We start from the raw sequence: 16,951 nt of genomic DNA, 5'->3' as shown, positions 1-16,951 counted from the left end.
AATCATCCTACGCCGAGGTCGAACAACGCCGGCGCCTCGCGCTCGCGCTCGTGCAGCCAGGTCCGGCGGTGCAGGTCGCTCGGACCGTGCTCGTCGATCGCGGCGAAGTGCGCGCGGCTCGAGTAGCCCTTGTTCTCGTCCCACGAGTACAACGGGGTCTCGGTGTGGGCCAGGCGCATGCCGCCGTCGCGGTGCACCTTCGCGATGACCGACGCCGCAGCGACCGACGCGCAGTCGCGGTCGGCCTTGATGCGCGTGCGCACGCGGGCGCGGTACTCGATCGCCGGGCTCAGCCAGTCGTGGTTGCCGTCGAGGATGAGCGGCGCCCCGCGGAGCTCGGGGGCGAGTTCTGCCGGCAGCGAGGCGAGTGCCCTGGCCCCCGCCAGACCCAGGCAGGCCATGATGCCGAGCGCGTCGATCTCGTTCGCCGACGCCTCGCCGACCGCAGCCGCCATGACCCATGCGGCAGCTCGGGGCGCCATCGCCTCGCGGCGGGGCTCGGTCATGAGCTTCGAGTCGCGCAGCCCCGTCGGCATGCGCCTGACCGTCTGGTCGATGACGACCAGTCCGACCGTGACCGGGCCGGCGAGCGCACCCCGGCCCACCTCGTCGCAGGCGAGCACGAACGGCGCCCCCTCGTCGAACAGCTCGCGCTCGAGCTTGAGGTTCGGGATCGCCTGCTTCGGCATCAGCCAGTACCCTCGTCGACGCCCTCGAACACGTCGGGGTAGTTGTCGAGCCACGACCAGTGCGAGAGCGGCCAGCTGACGACGAACGCGCGACCGACGACGTTCTCGATCGGGACGAAGCCCTTGAGCGGGGTGTCGGCGTTGTAGCGCGAGTCCTTCGAGTTGTTGCGGTTGTCGCCCATGACCCAGAGCGAGTCGTCGGGGACGACCTCGTCGAAGTCCACCTCCGAGGCCTTCGTGTCGCCCGGCGGCAGGAAGATGTACGGCTCGTCGAGCGGCACCCCGTTGACGCTCATCTGGCCGAGCGCGTTGCAGCACTCGACGTGATCGCCCGGCAGCCCGATGACGCGCTTCACGAGGTGGTCGTTCGAGTCGGGCGCACTCAGCCCGACGAACGCGAGGAACCAGTCGACGGCCGCGACGAGCGGCGGCTGGTTCGGCTCGGGCACCGACGTCAGCCAGCCCCCCGGATCCTTGAAGACGACCACGTCGCCGCGCGAGATCGGCGTGAGCTCCGGCACCAGCTGGTTCACGATGATGCGGTCGTCTTTCACGAGCGTCTCCTCCATCGACTGCGATGGGATGAAGAACGATCGGATGAGGAACGTCTTGATGAGGAACGAAACGAGCACCGCCACCACGAAGATGACGAGCAGGTCCCTCAGGAAGAGGAGGAAGCTGCGCTGCCGTCGTGCCGTTGCCGTACCCGCGCGATCTGCGCGCGTGGTGGTGTCTTCTTCTGTCATTTAACCGCCCGAGCTCCCCACCAGTCTATGGTGGGGAGCTCGGTCGGAAGTTCGCGGCAGGCCGCGATTCACGCGCGCCGGATCAGGCGTCGCGCTTCTCCTTGATCTTCGCCTTCTTGCCGCGCAGCTTGCGCAGGTAGTAGAGCTTCGCGCGACGCACGTCACCGCGGGTGACGACCTCGATGTGGTCGATGACCGGGGAGTGCACCGGGAACTTGCGCTCGACGCCGACCTGGAAGCTGACCTTGCGGACCGTGAAGGTCTCGCGCACGCCTTCGCCCGAGCGGCCGATGACGACGCCCTGGAAGACCTGGATGCGCGAGCGCGTGCCTTCGATGATGTTCACGTGCACCTTGACGGTGTCACCCGCCCGGAACTCCGGGATGTCGGAACGCAGGCTCGCCGCGTCGACATGGTCGAGGATGTGCATGATGATTCGCTCTCTGCGCCCGCCACCGGTCGAACGCGGATCTTGATGGGAAAGTGTCTGGTGCCGCCTCGCACGGTGACCGTGCGTCGCATGCTCCCCGGAGGCAGAGTCGTCGGCAGGATCGCTCCTGCAGCGGCACAATCCTCTATTGTGCCATGCCGACGGCCCGACAGCCAAAGCGACGAGACGGATGCCTCGACCGCGCCGCGACGGTGATCAGTCGCGCACCTCGTGGACGATGATGACATCGCCGTCGTCGTCGCCCCGCCCCGAGCCGGTCGACGGGAACGGCGGACGCCGCGCCGAGGCATCCCCCGCCGGTGCGCCGCCGCGCTGCTCGGCCGCGAGCCGCTCGAACTCGGCCATCGACGCGTTCATGCGCCTCGCGCCGTCGCGCACGAGCTCCCACAGGACCACCCAGAACGCGGCGATCGCACCGACCACCGCGAGGAGGCCGAACACGCCGCTGGAGGCGAGGTAGAACCCGGTGCCGATGATGGCGGCGTGCCAGGCGCCGAGCACGCCGACGTCGGTCCACGAGACCGCCCGCTCGCGGCGGACCGTCGGCCTCGCGTTCACGAGCAGGGCGACCACCCCGAGCGTGAGGAACGCGATCGGCACGACGACGACGAGCCCGAGCGTGCCCCAGCCGCCCGAGCCGAAGATCGCCCAGCCCACGAGCAACCACACCGGCAGCGCGACGATCGCGATGAACTGCCAGCGGTAGAAGAGGCGCCGGATGAGCATGTGCCAAGGCTAATCCCGACCGCCTGCGAGCGCGCCGGGTGTTCACTCAGGGCGGAGCCGACAGAATGGACTCGGAGAGGATGACCGTGATCGAACTGAGGACCCCCGCCGAGATCGAGGAGATGCGGCCCGCCGGCCGCTTCGTCGCGAGCGTCATCGAGGCGACGTCGAAGGCCGCGGCCGTCGGCGTCAACCTGCTCGAGCTCGACGCGCTCGCGCACGAGATGATCCGCAAGGCCGGAGCGGAGAGCTGCTACATCGACTACCACCCGTCGTTCGGCGCGAGTCCGTTCGGCAAGGTCATCTGCACCTCGGTGAACGACGCGGTGCTGCACGGGCTCCCCCGCGACTACAAGCTGCGCGACGGCGACCTGCTGAGCCTCGACTTCGCCGCCTCGGTGAACGGCTGGGTCGCCGACTCGGCGCGATCGATCGTCGTCGGCACCCCTCGCGACGAGGATCTGCGGCTCATCGACTCGACGGAGCGCGCGCTCGCCGCCGGCATCGCCGCCGCGCGTCCCGGCAACCGCATCGGCGACATCTCCCGGGCGATCGGCGACGTCGCGAAGGCGTCGGGCTACCGCGTCAACACCGACTTCGGGGGGCACGGCGTCGGCCGCACCATGCACGGCGACCCGCACATCCCGAACAGCGGGCGCCCGGGTCGCGGGCTTCCCCTCAAGCCCGGCCTCGTGATCGCGATCGAGCCGTGGTGGCTCGAGACGACCGACGAGATCTTCACCGATCCCGACGGCTGGACGCTCCGCAGTGCCGACGGCTCGCGCGGCGCGCACTCGGAGCACACGATCGCCGTCACCGACGGCGACCCGATCGTGCTCACGCAGCGCGGCTGAACCGACGGCGTACAGGTTCACACGTCGAGCTCGACCTCGATCATGCCTCCGACGATCCGGGTGCGGTAGGTGCGAAGCGCGAGCGAGCCGTCGGTGAAGCACTCCCCCGTGCCGAGGTCGTAGACCTCCTTGTGCAGCGGCGAGGCGATCGTCGGGCGCTCGCCCCGCGACCCCACGATGCCGCGCGCCATCACGGGTGCGCCCGTGTGCGGATCGTGGTGGTCGACGGCGTAGACCTCGCGATCGTCGAGCAGGACCAGGGCGATCTGGCGAGACCCGTGCAGTGCGACCTCGCCCCAGCCCGGCTCGAGGTCGTCGACGCCGCAGGTCCGCACCCAGGCGACCCTCGACTCGATCGTCGTCGACATGGCGGCTCCTCTCCTCGGCGGCGCTCGGGGCGCCGGCGCGTGCGTCCGACGCTAGCGGCCGCCTGTTTCGACGATCCTCCCGTCGCCGTTACACCCGCATGACGTCCGCCTCACACCCGGCGACCGGGGGCGTGCGGCGCCGGTGCGCCGAGGTTACCCCGCCGTAACAGCCCCGAAACCGCCCCCACCTACGCTCGCCTCATCCGAGCCCGGGGAGGCAGCATGACCGAGAACAGCCGTGCCGCGGTGCGCGACGTCGTCATCGTCGGCGGCGGGCCCGCGGCCCATCGCCTCGCCGACAGCCTGCACGCCCGCGACGCCGACCACGCGCTGCGCGTCACCGTCGTCGGCGAAGAACGCCATGCGCCGTACGACCGGGTCGCGCTCAGCACCCGGCTCGCGGATGCCGCGACGGACCTCACCCTCGAACCGAGCGCGATGTGGGATGACGGCCGCGTCGAGCTCGTCGTGGGCGACCGGGTCGTCGACGTCGACGCCTCGGCGCGCACCGCGACGACCTCGAGCGGCCTGGTCCTGCCGTGGGACGAGCTCGTGCTCGCGACGGGTTCGAGCGCACCGGTTCCCGACCTCCCCGGGGTCGAGCACGCCCGCGTGTACCGCACGATCGACGACGTCGACGCGCTCGTCGCCGAGACCGCGGCGATCGCCCGGGAGCGAGGCAGGCCCGCCCAGGTCGTCGTCGCAGGCGGCGGGCTGCTCGGCCTCGAGGCCGCGGGCGGGCTCGCCGGGCTCGGCGCGCACACGACCGTCGTGCACTCGGGCGGCTGGCTCATGTCGGCCCAGCTCGACGAGGGCGCGGGACGCGCACTCGGCCGCATCATGGCGGGCCAGGGCATCGGCCTGCACCTCGGCACCCGCCCGGCGGCGGTCGTCGTCGAGCACGGTTCGGTGGTCGGCGTCGAGCTCGCGAACGGGCGTCGCATCGACTGCGACGTGATCGTCTTCGCGATCGGCATCACCCCGCGCGACGAGCTCGCCCGCGACCTCGGCCTCGAGCTCGGCCCGCGCGGCGGCGTCGCCGTCGACACCTCGTGCGCGACGTCCCTGCCGAACGTCTGGGCCATCGGCGAGGTGGCGAGCTTCGACGGGCGGTGCACGGGTCTCGTCGCCCCGGCGAACGCCATGGCGGAGGTCGTCGCCGACCGGCTGCTCGGCGGGACCGCGGAGTTCACGACGGTCGACGACGCGACCAAGCTCAAGCTCTCGGGCGTCGACGTCGCGAGCTTCGGCGACGCCCTCGCGCGAACCGAGCACGCACTCGAGATCGTCTACGCCGACCCCGCTCGCGGGCTGTACCAGAAGCTCGTCATGACCGACGACGCGAAGACGCTGCTCGGCGGCGTGTTCGTCGGCGACGCGGCTCCGTACTCCTCGCTCCGGCCGCTGCTCGGCACGGAGCTCTCGGCCGAACCCGCGGCCTACCTGTCGGCAGCCGGCGTCGAGCCGCCCGCCGGCGACGAGCTGCCGGACGGCGCGCTCGTCTGCGCCTGCAACAACGTCGCCGCGGGCACGATCCGCGGCGCGGTCGCCGGCGACGATCACGTGCCGGGCTGCACCGACCTCGGCGAGCTCAAGGCGTGCACCCGGGCCGGCACGCAGTGCGGCTCCTGCGTGCCGCTCGTGAAGAAGCTGCTCGAGTCGGAGCTCGTGAAGTCGGGCGTGACCCCGTCGCGCGCGCTGTGCGAGCACTTCGACCTGAGCCGGCAGGAGCTCTTCGAGTCGATCCGAGTGCTCGGGCTCACGTCGTTCGACGAGATCGTGGAGCGGCTCGGCACCGGCCGGGGGTGCGACGTCTGCAAACCGGTGATCGCGTCGATCCTCGCCACCCAGCACGGCTCGTACATCCTCGACGGCGGCCGCGGAGCACTGCAGGACACCAATGACCGGGCGATGGCGAACATGCAGAAGGACGGCACCTACTCGGTCGTCCCCCGCATCCCCGCCGGCGAGGTCACTCCTGAGAAGCTCGCGGTCATCGCCGAGGTGGCGATGGAGTTCGGCCTGTACACGAAGATCACCGGCGGCCAGCGCATCGACCTGTTCGGCGCACGGCTCGACCAGCTGCCCGACATCTGGCGCCGGCTCGTCGACGCCGGCTTCGAGTCGGGGCAGGCGTACGGCAAGGCACTGCGCAACGTGAAGAGCTGCGTCGGCTCGACCTGGTGCCGCTACGGCGTGCAGGATTCGGTGGCCATGGCGGTCCGCCTCGAACTGCGCTACCGCGGTCTCCGCTCCCCGCACAAGCTCAAGTTCGGCGTCTCGGGGTGCGCCCGCGAGTGCGCGGAGGCGCGCGGCAAGGACGTCGGCGTGATCGCGACCGACGCGGGCTGGAACCTCTACGTCGGCGGCAACGGCGGCTTCCAGCCGGCGCACGCGCAGCTGCTCGCGAGCGACCTCGACGACGAGACGCTCATCCGGTACATCGACCGGTACCTGATGTACTACATCCGCACCGCCGACCGCCTGCAGCGGACCGCCCGCTGGATGGAGGACCTCGAGGGCGGGATCGGCCACGTGCGCGAGGTCGTCGTCGACGACTCGCTCGGTCTCGCAGCAGAACTGGAAGCCGCGGTCGGCGCGCACGTCGAGCACTACGAGGACGAGTGGGCGGCGACCCTCGCCGACCCCGAGCGGCTCCGGCGCTTCCGCTCGTTCGTCAACGCCCCCGGCACCCCCGACCCGTCGATCGCCCGGGTACCGGAACGGGACCAGTTCCGCCCGGCGACCCCCGAGGAGCGCGCCGACGGGCGGGCGGTGCTCGTCTCGGGGGCGCGCATCCCCGTGCGGGAGGGCGCACGATGACCGGCCGGGTGACGCTCGTCGGCGGGGGCCCGGGCGCCGTCGACCTGCTGACGCTGCGCGCCGCGCGTGCGCTCGCCGACGCCGATGTCGTGCTCTACGACCGGCTGGCTCCGCACGACGAGCTCGCAGCTCTCGCGCCGGGGGCGCTGCTCGTCGATGTCGGGAAGCGCCCGGGCCACCACGCCGTGCCTCAGCACGAGATCGAGGCGATGCTCGTCGGCCACGCGGCATCCGGCGCCCACGTCGTCCGACTGAAGGGCGGCGATCCCTACGTGCTCGGCCGCGGCGGCGAAGAGGTGCTCGCCTGCCATGCCGCGGGCATCCCCGTCGACGTGGTGCCCGGCGTCACGAGTGCGATCTCGGTGCCGGCGGCCGCCGGCATCCCGCTCACGCACCGCGGGGTGAGCCACGCATTCACCGTCGTGTCGGGTCACGCCCCGCTCACCGACGACGAGCTGCGCCACCTCGCAGGGCTCGGCGGCACGATCGTCGTCCTCATGGGCATCGGCACGCTGCCGTCGCTCGCGGCCGGCCTCGCGAGGCACGGACTCCCGGCACGGCATCCCGTCGCCGTCGTGGAACGCGGCTGCACCCCGGCGCAGCGGACGACGCTCGGCACGCTCGGCGACATCGTGCAGGCGGCGGCACGGGCCCGGGTCGCCTCACCCGCCGTCGTGGTCGTCGGCGAGGTCGTGCGCCTCGCGCACGACGGCGACGCGAGCGCCGCCGAGCTCATGGAGCGCGCCGCCCGCTGGTCGGTGGTCGCATGACGGATGCCTCGGACTGCGCGCCGGGCTTCCGGCCCGACCAGCTCGCCGGATTCCGGATCGGCGTGACGAGCGACCGCCGCGCGGGCGACCTGATCGACGCCCTCGCACGACGGGGCGCCCAGGTGCTGCACGCACCGACGCTGCGCATGGCGAACGCGGTCTCCGACGATCCCGTGATCGCCGACACCAGGGCGATCATCGCCGCACGCCCCGACGTGCTGCTCGCCACGACCGCGTACGGGGTGCGGCGCTGGTTCGAGGTCGCCGATGCCGCTGGGCTCGGCGAGGACCTCGTCGAGGCGCTCTCCGCGACCGACATCCTCGTGCGCGGGCCGAAGGCGCGCGGCGGCATCCGCGCCGCGGGCCTCGGCGACGTGGGGATGAGCGCCGAGGAGACGACCGAGTCGCTCGTCGACGAGGTGCTCGAACGCTATCCGCCGGGTCTCACCGTCGCGGTGCAGCTGCACGGCTTCCTGCAGCCGTTCCAGCTCGAACGGCTGCACGAGGCGCACGCCCGCGTGCTCACGGTCGAGCCGTACCGCTGGGTGGAGACCGACGCCGACGACGACCGCGTCGACCGGCTCATCGACGCGGCCTGCTCGGGCGGGCTCGACTGCATCACCTTCACGAGCGCACCGGCGGTGCACGCGCTCTTCGGCGCCGCTGAGGCGCGCGGGCGGTACGACGAGCTCGTCGACGCGATGTGCGGTCCCGTCGTCGCCGCGGCCGTCGGTCCCGTGACTGCCGCCCCGCTCGAGGATGCCGGCATCACCCCGATCACGCCGGTGCGCTACCGGATGGGCGCACTCATCCGCCTCGTGTGCGAGCACCTCGAGCAGTCGCGCGTCATCCGCCTCGACACCCGGCACGGGCCGCTCGAGCTCCGCGGCTCGATGCTCGACATCCACGATCGACGAGTGCCGCTCGCCCCCGTCGCGCTCGCGCTGCTGCGCGCGCTCGTCCTCGCCCACGGCGCGGTCGTCGCACGCGACCGCCTGGCATCCGGCCTGCCCGGCACGACCGACCCGCACGCGCTCGAGGTCGCGCTCAGCCGCCTGCGCCGCACCATCGGCGTACCCGGACTCATCACGACCGTCGTCAAGCGCGGCTACCGGATCGACGTCTGATGACCGCCCTCACACGTCGCCGCCGCGCGGGTGAGCAGGTGGAGACGCAGCGTTCACGACCGCAGCGACCGGTCGAAACACCCGCTCACTAGCGTCGACGTCACGAACCCCGACCGCGACCGCAACGGAGGCCCCGATGACCGACACCGTGAGCACCGAACCGCACTCGACCCAGAGCCCGACCGCTGCGCAGCCCGCACCGGACCTCGTCACCCGGCCCGGCCGGTGGATCGACGGCTGGGACCCCGAGGATGCGGTGCAGTGGGCGTCGCAGGGGCGCAGCATCGCCCGCCGCAACCTGCGCTGGTCGATCTTCGCCGAGTTCCTCGGCTTCGTGGTGTGGCAGCTCTGGTCGATCGTCGCGGTCGCGCTGCCGGATGCGGGGTTCGTGCTCTCGACGAGCGAGGTGTTCTGGCTCATCTCGATTCCGAGCCTCGTCGGCGCGACCCTGCGCATCCCCTACTCGTTCCTCGTGCCGAGGTTCGGCGGACGCAACTGGACGATCGTCTCGGCCGGGCTGCTCCTCGTGCCGACGATCGCGCTCGCCGTCTGCGTCGTGAACCCGGCGACGCCGTTCCCCGTGCTCCTCGCCGCCGCGGCGCTCGCCGGGTTCGGCGGCGGCAACTTCGCGAGCTCCATGGCGAACATCACGTACTTCTACCCGCAGCGCGAGAAGGGCTGGGCGCTCGGCCTCAACGCCGCGGGCGGCAACCTCGGCGCCGCGGTCGCGCAGTTCGCCGTGCCCGTCATCATCACGATCGGCGCCGGCGCGACCCTGCAACTGCCGCTCGCCGGCTGGATCTGGGTGCCGCTCATCGTCGTCGCGATGATCGGCGCCTGGCGCCGCATGGACAACCTCTCGAACGCGAAGGCCGACCTCGCCGGCTCGGCGGCCGCCCTCAAGGAGCCGCACCTCTGGTTGCTCTCTTCGCTCTACATCGGCACGTTCGGTTCGTTCATCGGCTTCGCGAGCGTGTTCCCGAAGCTCATCGCGGACCAGTTCCCCGCGTTCTCGACCTTCGCGGTCGGCGGCGCGTCGGTCTCCCTCGCCTTCCTCGGGGCGCTCGTGGGGTCGCTCGCCCGCCCCTTCGGCGGCCGGCTCGCCGACCGGTTCGGCGGGGCCCGCATCACGATGTGCGCCTTCGCGGCCATGGGTGCCATCACCCTCGTCGTCGTCGTGGTCGTGCCCGCGGCCGGCTTCTGGCCGTTCCTCGGGCTGTTCCTCCTGCTGTTCGCCGCGGCCGGCATCGGCAACGGCTCGACGTATCGCATGGTGCCGGTCGTCTTCGCGCTGCGCGCCTCCGGCGACGACGCCGCCCGTCGCCGGAAGGCGGCGGCGGCGCTCGGCCTCATCTCGGCGATCGGCGCGTACGGCGGCTTCCTCATCCCGCAGGCCCTGAACCTCTCGTTCCAGACGACGGGCGGCTACTCGGCGGCGTTCCTCGGATTCGTCGCCGCCTACGCCGGGCTCCTCCTCCTGACCGCCCTCGTCTACGTGCGTCCGCTTCGTTCGCACCGGGTGTGAGGAACCCGCGATGCCGACAGCCGCCGCCGACACCCACTGCCCGTACTGCGCGCTGCAGTGCGCCATGACCCTCACCGCGGCGGATGCCTCGCGGTCGGCCGCGCCCCCGACGACCGAGCCGATCGCGCCGGTCATCGTCGCCGGCCGCGAATTCCCGACGAACCGCGGTGGCCTGTGCAAGAAGGGCTGGACCTCGCCCGAGCTGCTCCGCTCGCCCTCGCGACTGCTCGCCCCGCTCGTGCGCGGCGCCGACGGCGGGCTCCACGAGGCGAGCTGGGAGGAGGCACTCGATCTCGTCGCGACACGGCTCCGAGGCATCCGCGATCGGTACGGGGCCGACGCCGTGGGCGTCTTCGGCGGCGGCGGGCTGACGAACGAGAAGGCGTACCAGCTCGGCAAGTTCGCGAGGCTCGCGCTCGGCACGAGCCGCATCGACTACAACGGCCGGTACTGCATGTCGTCGGCCGCCGCAGCGGGCAACCGCGCATTCGGCGTCGACCGCGGCCTGCCGTTCCCGCTCGAGGACCTCGACGCGGCCGACACCGTGCTGCTGCTCGGCACGAACGTCGCCGCGACGATGCCGCCGTTCATCGGACACCTGGCGGGTGCGCAGGCCGCCGGCGGGCTCGTCGTGGTCGATCCCCGGCGCACCGCGACCGCGCGGCTGACCGATGACGGCCGCGGGGCGCACCTGCAGCCGGCTCCGGGCACCGACCTCGTGCTGCTGCTCGGACTCGCGCACATCGTGATCGCCGAGGGGCTCGCCGACACCCGCTACCTCGAGCGGCGGACCGCGGGGTACGACGCCGTGCGCCGCAGCGTCGCGAGCTGGTGGCCCGCGCGCGTGCAATCGGTCACGGGGGTTCCCGCCGCGATGCTGCGCGATCTCGCCCGCCGGCTCGCCGCGGGCGGTCGCACGTTCATCCTCACCGGGCGAGGCGTCGAACAGCACGTCGACGGCACCGACACCGCGACCGCCGCGATCAACCTCGCCCTGCTGCTCGGGCTGCCGGGACGACCGGGCAGCGGCTACGGCACGCTCACCGGGCAGGGCAACGGCCAGGGCGGCCGCGAGCACGGCCAGAAGTGCGACCAGCTGCCCGGCTATCGCAAGATCACCGACCCTGCGGCGCGCGAGCACGTCGCCCGGGTGTGGGGCGTCGAGCCCGACGAGATCCCGGGCCCGGGCGTGCCGGCGGTCGAGCTGCTGCAGTCGCTCGGGCGGGCCGGCGGCGTCCGGGCCCTGCTCGTGCACGGCTCGAACCCCGTCGTCTCTTCGCCGAACGCCGCAGCCGTGCGCGACGGGCTCGCGGCGCTCGACCTCCTCGTCGTGTGCGACTTCGTCCCGTCCGAGACGGCCGCGCTCGCCGACGTCGTGCTGCCCGTGCTGCAGTGGGCCGAGGAGGAGGGCACGATGACCTCGCTCGAGGGCAGGGTGCTCCGCCGGAGGCGCGCCCTCGACCCGCCCCAGGGCGTGCGCGACGAGCTCTGGGTGCTTGCGGAGCTCGCCCGCCTGCTGGGCCGCCGCACCGGCTTCGCCACGGAGCCCGAGACCGTCTTCGACGAACTGCGGCGCGCATCCGAGGGCGGCATCGCCGACTACTCGGGCATCGACTACGCGAGCCTCGACCGGGGCGAGCCGGCGTACTGGCCCTACCCGCGCGGCGGCACATCGACACCGCGCCTGTTCACCGAGCGCTTCGCGCACCCCGACGGCCTCGCCCGCCTCGTCGCGGTCGCCCCCCGCGCGGGCGCCCGGCCGGCGCCGGCACCCGACGAGCTCACGCTCGTCACGGGTCGGCTGCTCGAGCACTACCAGAGCGGTGCGCAGACGCGCCGGGTTCCCGAGCTGCTCACCGCGCAGCCCGTCCTCGTCGCGTCGCTGCACCCGGCCACCGCCCTGCGGCTCGGCGTCGCCGACGGCGAGATCGTCGCCATCGAGAACTCCTGCGGCCGCGTCCGATGCCGCGCCGCGATCACCACCGACGTCCGCGTCGAGTGCGTGTTCCTGCCGTTCCACTTCGGCGACGACCAGGCCGCGAACCTGCTCACCTCCGACGCCGTCGACCCGATCTCCGCGATGCCGGAGTTCAAGACCAATCACGTGCGGGTCACCCGCGTCGCACCGCGCGTCGGCGCGACGACCGCGCGGGACGATCGCCTCGAAGAGCACGGAGCCGTCGCATGACCCCACCTCACCGCATCGTCCTCATCGGATACGGCCCGGTCGGCGCCCGCTTCGTCGACGAACTGCTCCCCGCCGTCGCCGAGGGCGTGCTCGAGCTCACGGTCATCGGCGGCGAAGACGTCGAGGCGTACAACCGGGTGCTGGTCGCCGAGTACGCCGTCGGCGCCACCGAGCTCGGTGCGATGACCATCGGCGACCGCGACGCCGCCGAAGCCGCCGGCGCCCGCGTGCTGCTCGGGGTCTCCGCACGCGCGATCCACCGCGACGCGAGGACGGTCGAGCTCTCGACGGGCGAGTTCGTGCCGTACGACCGGCTCGTGCTGGCGACGGGCGCCCGGGCCAACGTGCCGACGCTCGACGGCGTCGACCGGCCGCGACGCGACCTCACGTCGCTCGAGCGGCACGGCGCCGCGCTCGTCGGTCGTGACGGCGACCTGCCGGCCGGCGTCACGACGCTCCGCGACCTCGACGACGCCGAACGGGTGCTCGCCACGGTACGTGAGCGCAAGCGGATCATCGTGCTCGGCGCCGGCGTGCTCGGACTCGAGCTCGCGCTCGCGGCCGCGCACGCCGGAGCCGAGGTCTGCGTCGTGCACCACGGTCAGCACCCGATGCCGCGCAACCTCGATCGCGGAGGCGGACTCGTGCTCCGGGCAGCTCTCCGCCGAAGCGGGATCGCGGTCGTCGCGAACTCCCGCGCCGAGGCGATCGGATTCCGCGGAGCGGACGACGAGCGCCGATTCGACCGGCTGATCACCGCCGACGGCAAGGAGCTCCGCGGCGACCTCCTCGTGCTCTCGTGCGGTGTGAGCCCGCGCAACGAGCTCGCGACGCTCGCCGGCCTGCGCACCGCGGTCGGCATCGTCGTGCACCCGTCACTGCAGACGTGGACCGACCCGGCGATCCACGCGATCGGCGACTGCGCGCAGATCGCCGACTCGGCCGGGCACGGCTCCGACCGGATCGTCCCGGGCGCCCCCGCCGGCCTCATCGGCCCGGGATGGCGCCAGGCGGCCTGGCTCGCCGGTCGCTTCGTCGCGGCGGCGCGCTCGGCCCGATCGTCCGATCTGGCGCCGCTCGGGGCCGTCCCGGCCGCGCCGGGATCGCCGCCCATCGCCGCCGACGAGGCGCTCGCGCCGGAACGCGAACCCATCGTCATGCTGAAGGCCGAGCACCTCGACGTGGTCGCCGTGGGCGACGTGTCGGCTGACCCGTGGGACGACGACCGCGAACGCCCGCGTCGGCGGGTGGCCCAGTGGGCCGACCCGGAGCACGCCCGATACGTCAAGATGGTCACCGAGGACGGCGTGCTCACGGCCTTCGCGAGCGTCGGGATGCCGCGCACCGCCGCCGAGCTCACGCTGCTGTTCGAACGACGGGCCGAGCTGCCCGCCGACCGCTCGATGCTGCTGCGCCTCGACGGCCCCGACGACGACCCGAGCACCGGTTCGGCTGGGCTCGCCCCCGCCGCGACGGTGTGCTGGTGCAACGGGGTCACGGCCGGGCGCATCGCCGAGTCGGCCGCCTGCGGCAACGCCACTGTCGATGCGATCGGGCGCGACACCCGTGCCGGCACGGGCTGCGGTGGTTGTCGCGGCCGGATCGCGGAGCTGCTCGCCCGCGCGTTCGAGGCCGACGACGCACCGAGCCGGGCCGGCTGACGGCGGACCGTGCGGTCACCGGTGCGAGCGGCCCGGCCCACGCGCACCGTCGGCCCGAGCAGGTGCGGCGGAGCGCTGCCCGAGTCAGGCCCCGGGTAGGGTGTCGGGCCGGGTCTCGTCGAAGCGGGCGAGCACCAGGTCGACGAGCTCGGCCGGCGCCGACGCGTCGGGTGTGAGCAGCGCATCGGCGACGACGTCCGCGCCGGAGGTCAGGATCGCGTCGTAGAACTGCCCGGGCGCGAGCAGGTAGGGCCCGACGACCACGCGCCGGCCGCGGTGCAGCTCGCGGATCATCTCGATCGCGTCGCGCAGCCGCGGCAGCCCCGCGGCGATGAAACCGACCGTGACGGGCCGACCGAGTCGCAGCCCGAGCCGGCGGGCGGTCTCGAAGCACTCGCGCACCGCCCGCGGGTCGTTCGAGCCGGCGGCGGCGAGCACGACGACGTCGTCGTCGTCGAGCCCGGTCCGGTCGAGTCGCCTCGCGAGCACGTCGACGATGCGATCGTCGGGACCGAGCCCGGCGGCCAGCCCGGCGTGCGATCGCGAGTGGGCGATGCCGAGCTCGAGCCCCGTTCGCACGTGGAATCCGGCTGAGAGGACGAGCGGCACGATGACCGCGCCCTCATCGCGGTCGGCGACGAGCTCGATCGGTTCTCGAGCGCGGGCGTCGATGAAGGCGATCGACACGTCGAGTGCCGGGCGCGACGAGGCCACGGCGTCGACGAGCCGGATGATGGCCGCTCGGTTCGCCGACGTCGGCCGGCCGTGCGTCACCGCGACCAGTCGCAGGCTGCGGGTCGATGCCCGCATCGCGGGCGAACCCGCACTCGTGACGGCCATGTTCGAACCCCGCCTCCCGCGGGGATCAGGGCACCCGCGGCTTCGACGGTAGGAAGGCGGTGTTACGCGGACGCGTTCCGGGTGTTTCGAACGGGTGAAGAACGGCTCACGCGTCGCCGTCGGCGCCATCGCCTCCGGCGAGCAGCTCGGGTCGGACTCGGCGGGTGCGCTCGAGCTGCTGCTCGTGACGCCAGGCGGCGACCGCGCCGTGGTTGCCCGATCGCAGCACCGGCGGCACCTCGAGTCCTCGCCACTCGGCGGGCTTGGTGTAGCTCGGGTACTCGAGGAGCCCGTTCTCGTGCGACTCCTCGACGAGCGAATCGGGGTTGCCGACGACGCCGGGCACGAGACGGCCCGCCGCCTCGATCATCGCCATCACCGCGACCTCGCCGCCGTTGAGCACGTAGTCGCCGAGCGAGATGAGCCGCACCCGCATGCGCGTCGAATAGTGGTCGACGACGCGTTGGTCGATGCCCTCGTACCGCCCGCACGCGAAGACGACGTGCGGCTCGGCCGCGAGCTCGCGCGCGAGCTGCTGCGTGAACGGCTCGCCCGCGGGCGACGGCACGACGAGCAGCGCATCGGACTCGCCCTCGCCGACGATCGCGTCGAGTGCCTCGCCCCACGGCTCGGGCTTCATGACCATGCCCGCGCCGCCGCCGTACGGCGTGTCGTCGACGGTGCGGTGCCGGTCGTGCGTGTGGTCTCGCAGGTCGTGCGCGGTGATCTCGAGCAGGCCCGACTCCCGCGCACGACCGAGCAGCGAGAGATCGAGCACCGAGAAGAACTCGGGGAAGATCGTGACGATGTCGACGCGCACGGACCCGCTCCTACGCGCGGGGCTCGTCGCCGGCGGCGGGCTCGTCGCCGGGCAGCTCGGCGCCGGCGTCGGCCGACTCGTCGGCCGAGGCATCCTGCTGCCCCGTCTCGGGGATCTCCTCGAAGAGCCCGGCCGGCGGGGTCACCGTGAGCGTGCCGGCCTCGAGGTCGACCTCGGGCACGATCGCGGAGACGAACGGCACCATGACCTCGCCGCCCGCGGTCTTGACGATGAGCAGGTCCTGCGCGGGGAGGTGGTCGACATGGACGACCTCGCCGATGCGCTCGCCGTCGCGGACGACCGCGAGCCCGACGAGCTGGTGGTCGTACCACGCGTCGGGCTCGGCCGCCTCGTCGTCGGCGTGCTCGACCCAGAGGATCGCCTTGATGAGGGTCTCGGCCGCGGTGCGGTCGTCGACACCCTCGAAGAACCCGACGGGGTGCCCGTTGTACCAGCGGAGCTCGCGCAGCACGAGGTGCTTGCCGTGCCAGGGCGATTCCTTCGGCACCTGCAGCGAGAACTCGGCCCCGGGCGTGAAACGTCGCTCGGGGTCGTCGGTGTAGAGCTCGAGCTTGATCGCGCCCTTCAGGCCGTGCGCCTTCGTGAGGCGACCGACCCGGAGCTGCGACTTCGGTGCTTCGGCCACGTCAGTCGTCGGTGTCGACGACGTCGACCCGCACGCGGCGGCCGTCGGCGAGCGCCGTGACGAGCGTGCGGAGGGCCTTTGCGGTGCGACCGGCCCGGCCGATGACACGGCCGAGGTCCTCGGGGTTCACGTGAACCTCGAGGACCTCGCCGCGTGCGCTCGACGCGGAGACGACCTTCACATCGTCAGGGTGATCGACGATCCCCTTGACGAGGTGTTCGAGCGCGGACTGGAGCAAGGCCTTACGCCTCGTCCGTCGCGGTCTCCGCAGCCTCGGCCTCGGCCTCGGCGGGCTCCTCGGCCTTGGGGGCCGGCTTCTCGGCCTTGGGCTTCAGCACCGGCTTCTTCTTCTCGTCGGCGACGAACTCGGCCTTGGCGTCCTTCGTCTGGACCTTCGAGACGGCGTTCTCGTCGCCCTTGAACTTGCCCCAGTCGCCCGTGAGCTTGAGGATGGCGAGCACCTGCTCGGTCGGCTGCGCGCCGACGCCGAGCCAGTACTGCGCGCGGTCGGAGTCGACCTCGATGAACGAGGGCTGCTCGGTGGGGTGGTACTTGCCGATCTCCTCGATCACACGACCGTCGCGCTTGGTGCGCGAGTCGGCGACGACGATGCGGTAGTACGGCGCACGGATCTTGCCGAGACGCTTGAGACGGATCTTGACAGCCACGATTCTCCTGAATGTGTAGAAAGGTTGAACCGATCGCCTGGAGCGTGGG

At 72.5% G+C, this 16,951-nt stretch carries 16 protein-coding genes and 1 pseudogene; 7 read left to right on the top strand and 10 right to left on the bottom strand.

Translation table 11 applies throughout. The features are described from left to right. Positions 1 to 2: 2 nt before the first annotated feature. From ACFWGP_RS17870 to ACFWGP_RS17855, 4 genes are all read right to left on the bottom strand, one after another. The gene (locus tag ACFWGP_RS17870) at positions 3 to 689 is read right to left on the bottom strand and encodes a ribonuclease HII (protein WP_231430766.1); all 687 of its coding nucleotides are present in this window, start codon (positions 687 to 689) and stop codon (positions 3 to 5) included. Continuing rightward, entirely contained in the window at positions 689 to 1,435 is a 747-nt protein-coding gene (lepB, locus tag ACFWGP_RS17865; RefSeq protein WP_231430765.1) for a signal peptidase I, read from the bottom strand. Before lepB ends, ACFWGP_RS17870 begins: the two co-directional genes overlap by 1 nt. Positions 1,436 to 1,517: 82 nt before the next feature. Beyond that, complete coding sequence (gene rplS, locus ACFWGP_RS17860) at positions 1,518 to 1,865, bottom strand: 50S ribosomal protein L19 (RefSeq protein ID WP_231430764.1); 348 nt, start codon at positions 1,863 to 1,865, stop codon at positions 1,518 to 1,520. 216 nt (positions 1,866 to 2,081) lie between these two features. Further along, positions 2,082 to 2,612: a hypothetical protein gene (locus ACFWGP_RS17855; RefSeq protein ID WP_376931499.1), complete on the bottom strand. Its 531-nt coding sequence runs from the start codon at positions 2,610 to 2,612 to the stop codon at positions 2,082 to 2,084. 86 nt (positions 2,613 to 2,698) lie between these two features. Between ACFWGP_RS17855 and map the strand changes: the two genes are divergently transcribed. Next, positions 2,699 to 3,466 carry a type I methionyl aminopeptidase gene (gene map, locus ACFWGP_RS17850; RefSeq protein ID WP_231430762.1) on the top strand — a complete coding sequence of 256 codons (768 nt, stop codon included), beginning with the start codon at positions 2,699 to 2,701 and terminating at the stop codon, positions 3,464 to 3,466. A gap of 17 nt (positions 3,467 to 3,483) precedes the next feature. Here map and nirD read toward each other — a convergent pair whose 3' ends face one another. After that, positions 3,484 to 3,834, bottom strand: coding sequence for a nitrite reductase small subunit NirD (nirD, locus tag ACFWGP_RS17845; RefSeq protein WP_231430761.1), 351 nt, complete (start codon positions 3,832 to 3,834; stop codon positions 3,484 to 3,486). Between the two features lie 222 nt (positions 3,835 to 4,056). Here nirD and nirB point away from each other — a divergent pair, with 222 nt between their 5' ends. The 6 genes and pseudogenes from nirB to ACFWGP_RS17815 all read left to right on the top strand — a co-directional run bounded on the left by nirB (position 4,057) and on the right by ACFWGP_RS17815 (position 13,928). Further along, entirely contained in the window at positions 4,057 to 6,657 is a 2,601-nt protein-coding gene (gene nirB, locus ACFWGP_RS17840) for a nitrite reductase large subunit NirB (RefSeq protein WP_376931498.1), read from the top strand. Beyond that, positions 6,627 to 7,427, top strand: a pseudogene (gene cobA / locus ACFWGP_RS17835) (uroporphyrinogen-III C-methyltransferase); the annotation flags it as partial. The gene nirB and the pseudogene cobA, both read left to right, overlap by 31 nt. Beyond that, positions 7,424 to 8,554 (top strand): uroporphyrinogen-III synthase, encoded by a 1,131-nt coding sequence (locus ACFWGP_RS17830; RefSeq protein ID WP_376931497.1) that lies wholly within the window; start codon positions 7,424 to 7,426, stop codon positions 8,552 to 8,554. The pseudogene cobA and the gene ACFWGP_RS17830, both read left to right, overlap by 4 nt. Before the next feature lie 136 nt (positions 8,555 to 8,690). Further along, entirely contained in the window at positions 8,691 to 10,079 is a 1,389-nt protein-coding gene (locus tag ACFWGP_RS17825; protein ID WP_231430757.1) for an MFS transporter, read from the top strand. 10 nt (positions 10,080 to 10,089) lie between these two features. Next, a complete protein-coding gene (locus ACFWGP_RS17820) occupies positions 10,090 to 12,267 on the top strand; it encodes a molybdopterin oxidoreductase family protein (protein WP_376931496.1) in 2,178 nt (725 codons plus the stop codon). Continuing rightward, complete coding sequence (locus ACFWGP_RS17815; protein WP_376931495.1) at positions 12,264 to 13,928, top strand: NAD(P)/FAD-dependent oxidoreductase; 1,665 nt, start codon at positions 12,264 to 12,266, stop codon at positions 13,926 to 13,928. The genes ACFWGP_RS17820 and ACFWGP_RS17815 overlap by 4 nt, the downstream gene beginning before the upstream one ends. Before the next feature lie 84 nt (positions 13,929 to 14,012). Here ACFWGP_RS17815 and ACFWGP_RS17810 read toward each other — a convergent pair whose 3' ends face one another. The 5 genes from ACFWGP_RS17810 to rpsP all read right to left on the bottom strand — a co-directional run bounded on the left by ACFWGP_RS17810 (position 14,013) and on the right by rpsP (position 16,902). After that, entirely contained in the window at positions 14,013 to 14,768 is a 756-nt protein-coding gene (locus tag ACFWGP_RS17810; protein ID WP_231430754.1) for a sirohydrochlorin chelatase, read from the bottom strand. A 106-nt stretch (positions 14,769 to 14,874) separates the two neighbouring features. After that, complete coding sequence (trmD, locus tag ACFWGP_RS17805) at positions 14,875 to 15,588, bottom strand: tRNA (guanosine(37)-N1)-methyltransferase TrmD (protein WP_376931494.1); 714 nt, start codon at positions 15,586 to 15,588, stop codon at positions 14,875 to 14,877. Positions 15,589 to 15,598: 10 nt separating this feature from the next. Then, positions 15,599 to 16,234, bottom strand: a complete 636-nt coding sequence (rimM, locus tag ACFWGP_RS17800) for a ribosome maturation factor RimM (protein ID WP_275506848.1) — start codon at positions 16,232 to 16,234, stop codon at positions 15,599 to 15,601. 1 nt (position 16,235) lies between these two features. After that, on the bottom strand, positions 16,236 to 16,472 hold the full coding sequence (locus ACFWGP_RS17795; RefSeq protein WP_056651189.1) for an RNA-binding protein: 237 nt from the start codon (positions 16,470 to 16,472) through the stop codon (positions 16,236 to 16,238). Between the two features lie 4 nt (positions 16,473 to 16,476). Beyond that, positions 16,477 to 16,902 (bottom strand): 30S ribosomal protein S16, encoded by a 426-nt coding sequence (gene rpsP / locus ACFWGP_RS17790; RefSeq protein WP_231430751.1) that lies wholly within the window; start codon positions 16,900 to 16,902, stop codon positions 16,477 to 16,479. Positions 16,903 to 16,951: the final 49 nt, after the last annotated feature.

The organism is Agromyces sp. NPDC127015 (assembly GCF_042725165.1).
GTDB classification, from domain to species: domain Bacteria; phylum Actinomycetota; class Actinomycetes; order Actinomycetales; family Microbacteriaceae; genus Agromyces; species Agromyces chromiiresistens.
This window is presented reverse-complemented; position numbering and strand designations above follow the sequence as displayed.

Bases quoted from the DNA above. Each gene is read 5' to 3' on its own strand.
- ACFWGP_RS17870 (WP_231430766.1), bottom strand. From the start codon at position 689: ATGCCGAAGCAGGCGATCCCGAACCTCAAGCTCGAGCGCGAGCTGTTC.
- lepB (WP_231430765.1), bottom strand. From the start codon at position 1,435: ATGACAGAAGAAGACACCACCACGCGCGCAGATCGCGCGGGTACGGCA.
- rplS (WP_231430764.1), bottom strand. From the start codon at position 1,865: ATGCACATCCTCGACCATGTCGACGCGGCGAGCCTGCGTTCCGACATC.
- ACFWGP_RS17855 (WP_376931499.1), bottom strand. From the start codon at position 2,612: ATGCTCATCCGGCGCCTCTTCTACCGCTGGCAGTTCATCGCGATCGTC.
- nirD (WP_231430761.1), bottom strand. From the start codon at position 3,834: ATGTCGACGACGATCGAGTCGAGGGTCGCCTGGGTGCGGACCTGCGGC.
- nirB (WP_376931498.1), top strand. From the start codon at position 4,057: ATGACCGAGAACAGCCGTGCCGCGGTGCGCGACGTCGTCATCGTCGGC.
- ACFWGP_RS17830 (WP_376931497.1), top strand. From the start codon at position 7,424: ATGACGGATGCCTCGGACTGCGCGCCGGGCTTCCGGCCCGACCAGCTC.
- ACFWGP_RS17825 (WP_231430757.1), top strand. From the start codon at position 8,691: ATGACCGACACCGTGAGCACCGAACCGCACTCGACCCAGAGCCCGACC.
- ACFWGP_RS17820 (WP_376931496.1), top strand. From the start codon at position 10,090: ATGCCGACAGCCGCCGCCGACACCCACTGCCCGTACTGCGCGCTGCAG.
- ACFWGP_RS17815 (WP_376931495.1), top strand. From the start codon at position 12,264: ATGACCCCACCTCACCGCATCGTCCTCATCGGATACGGCCCGGTCGGC.
- ACFWGP_RS17810 (WP_231430754.1), bottom strand. From the start codon at position 14,768: ATGGCCGTCACGAGTGCGGGTTCGCCCGCGATGCGGGCATCGACCCGC.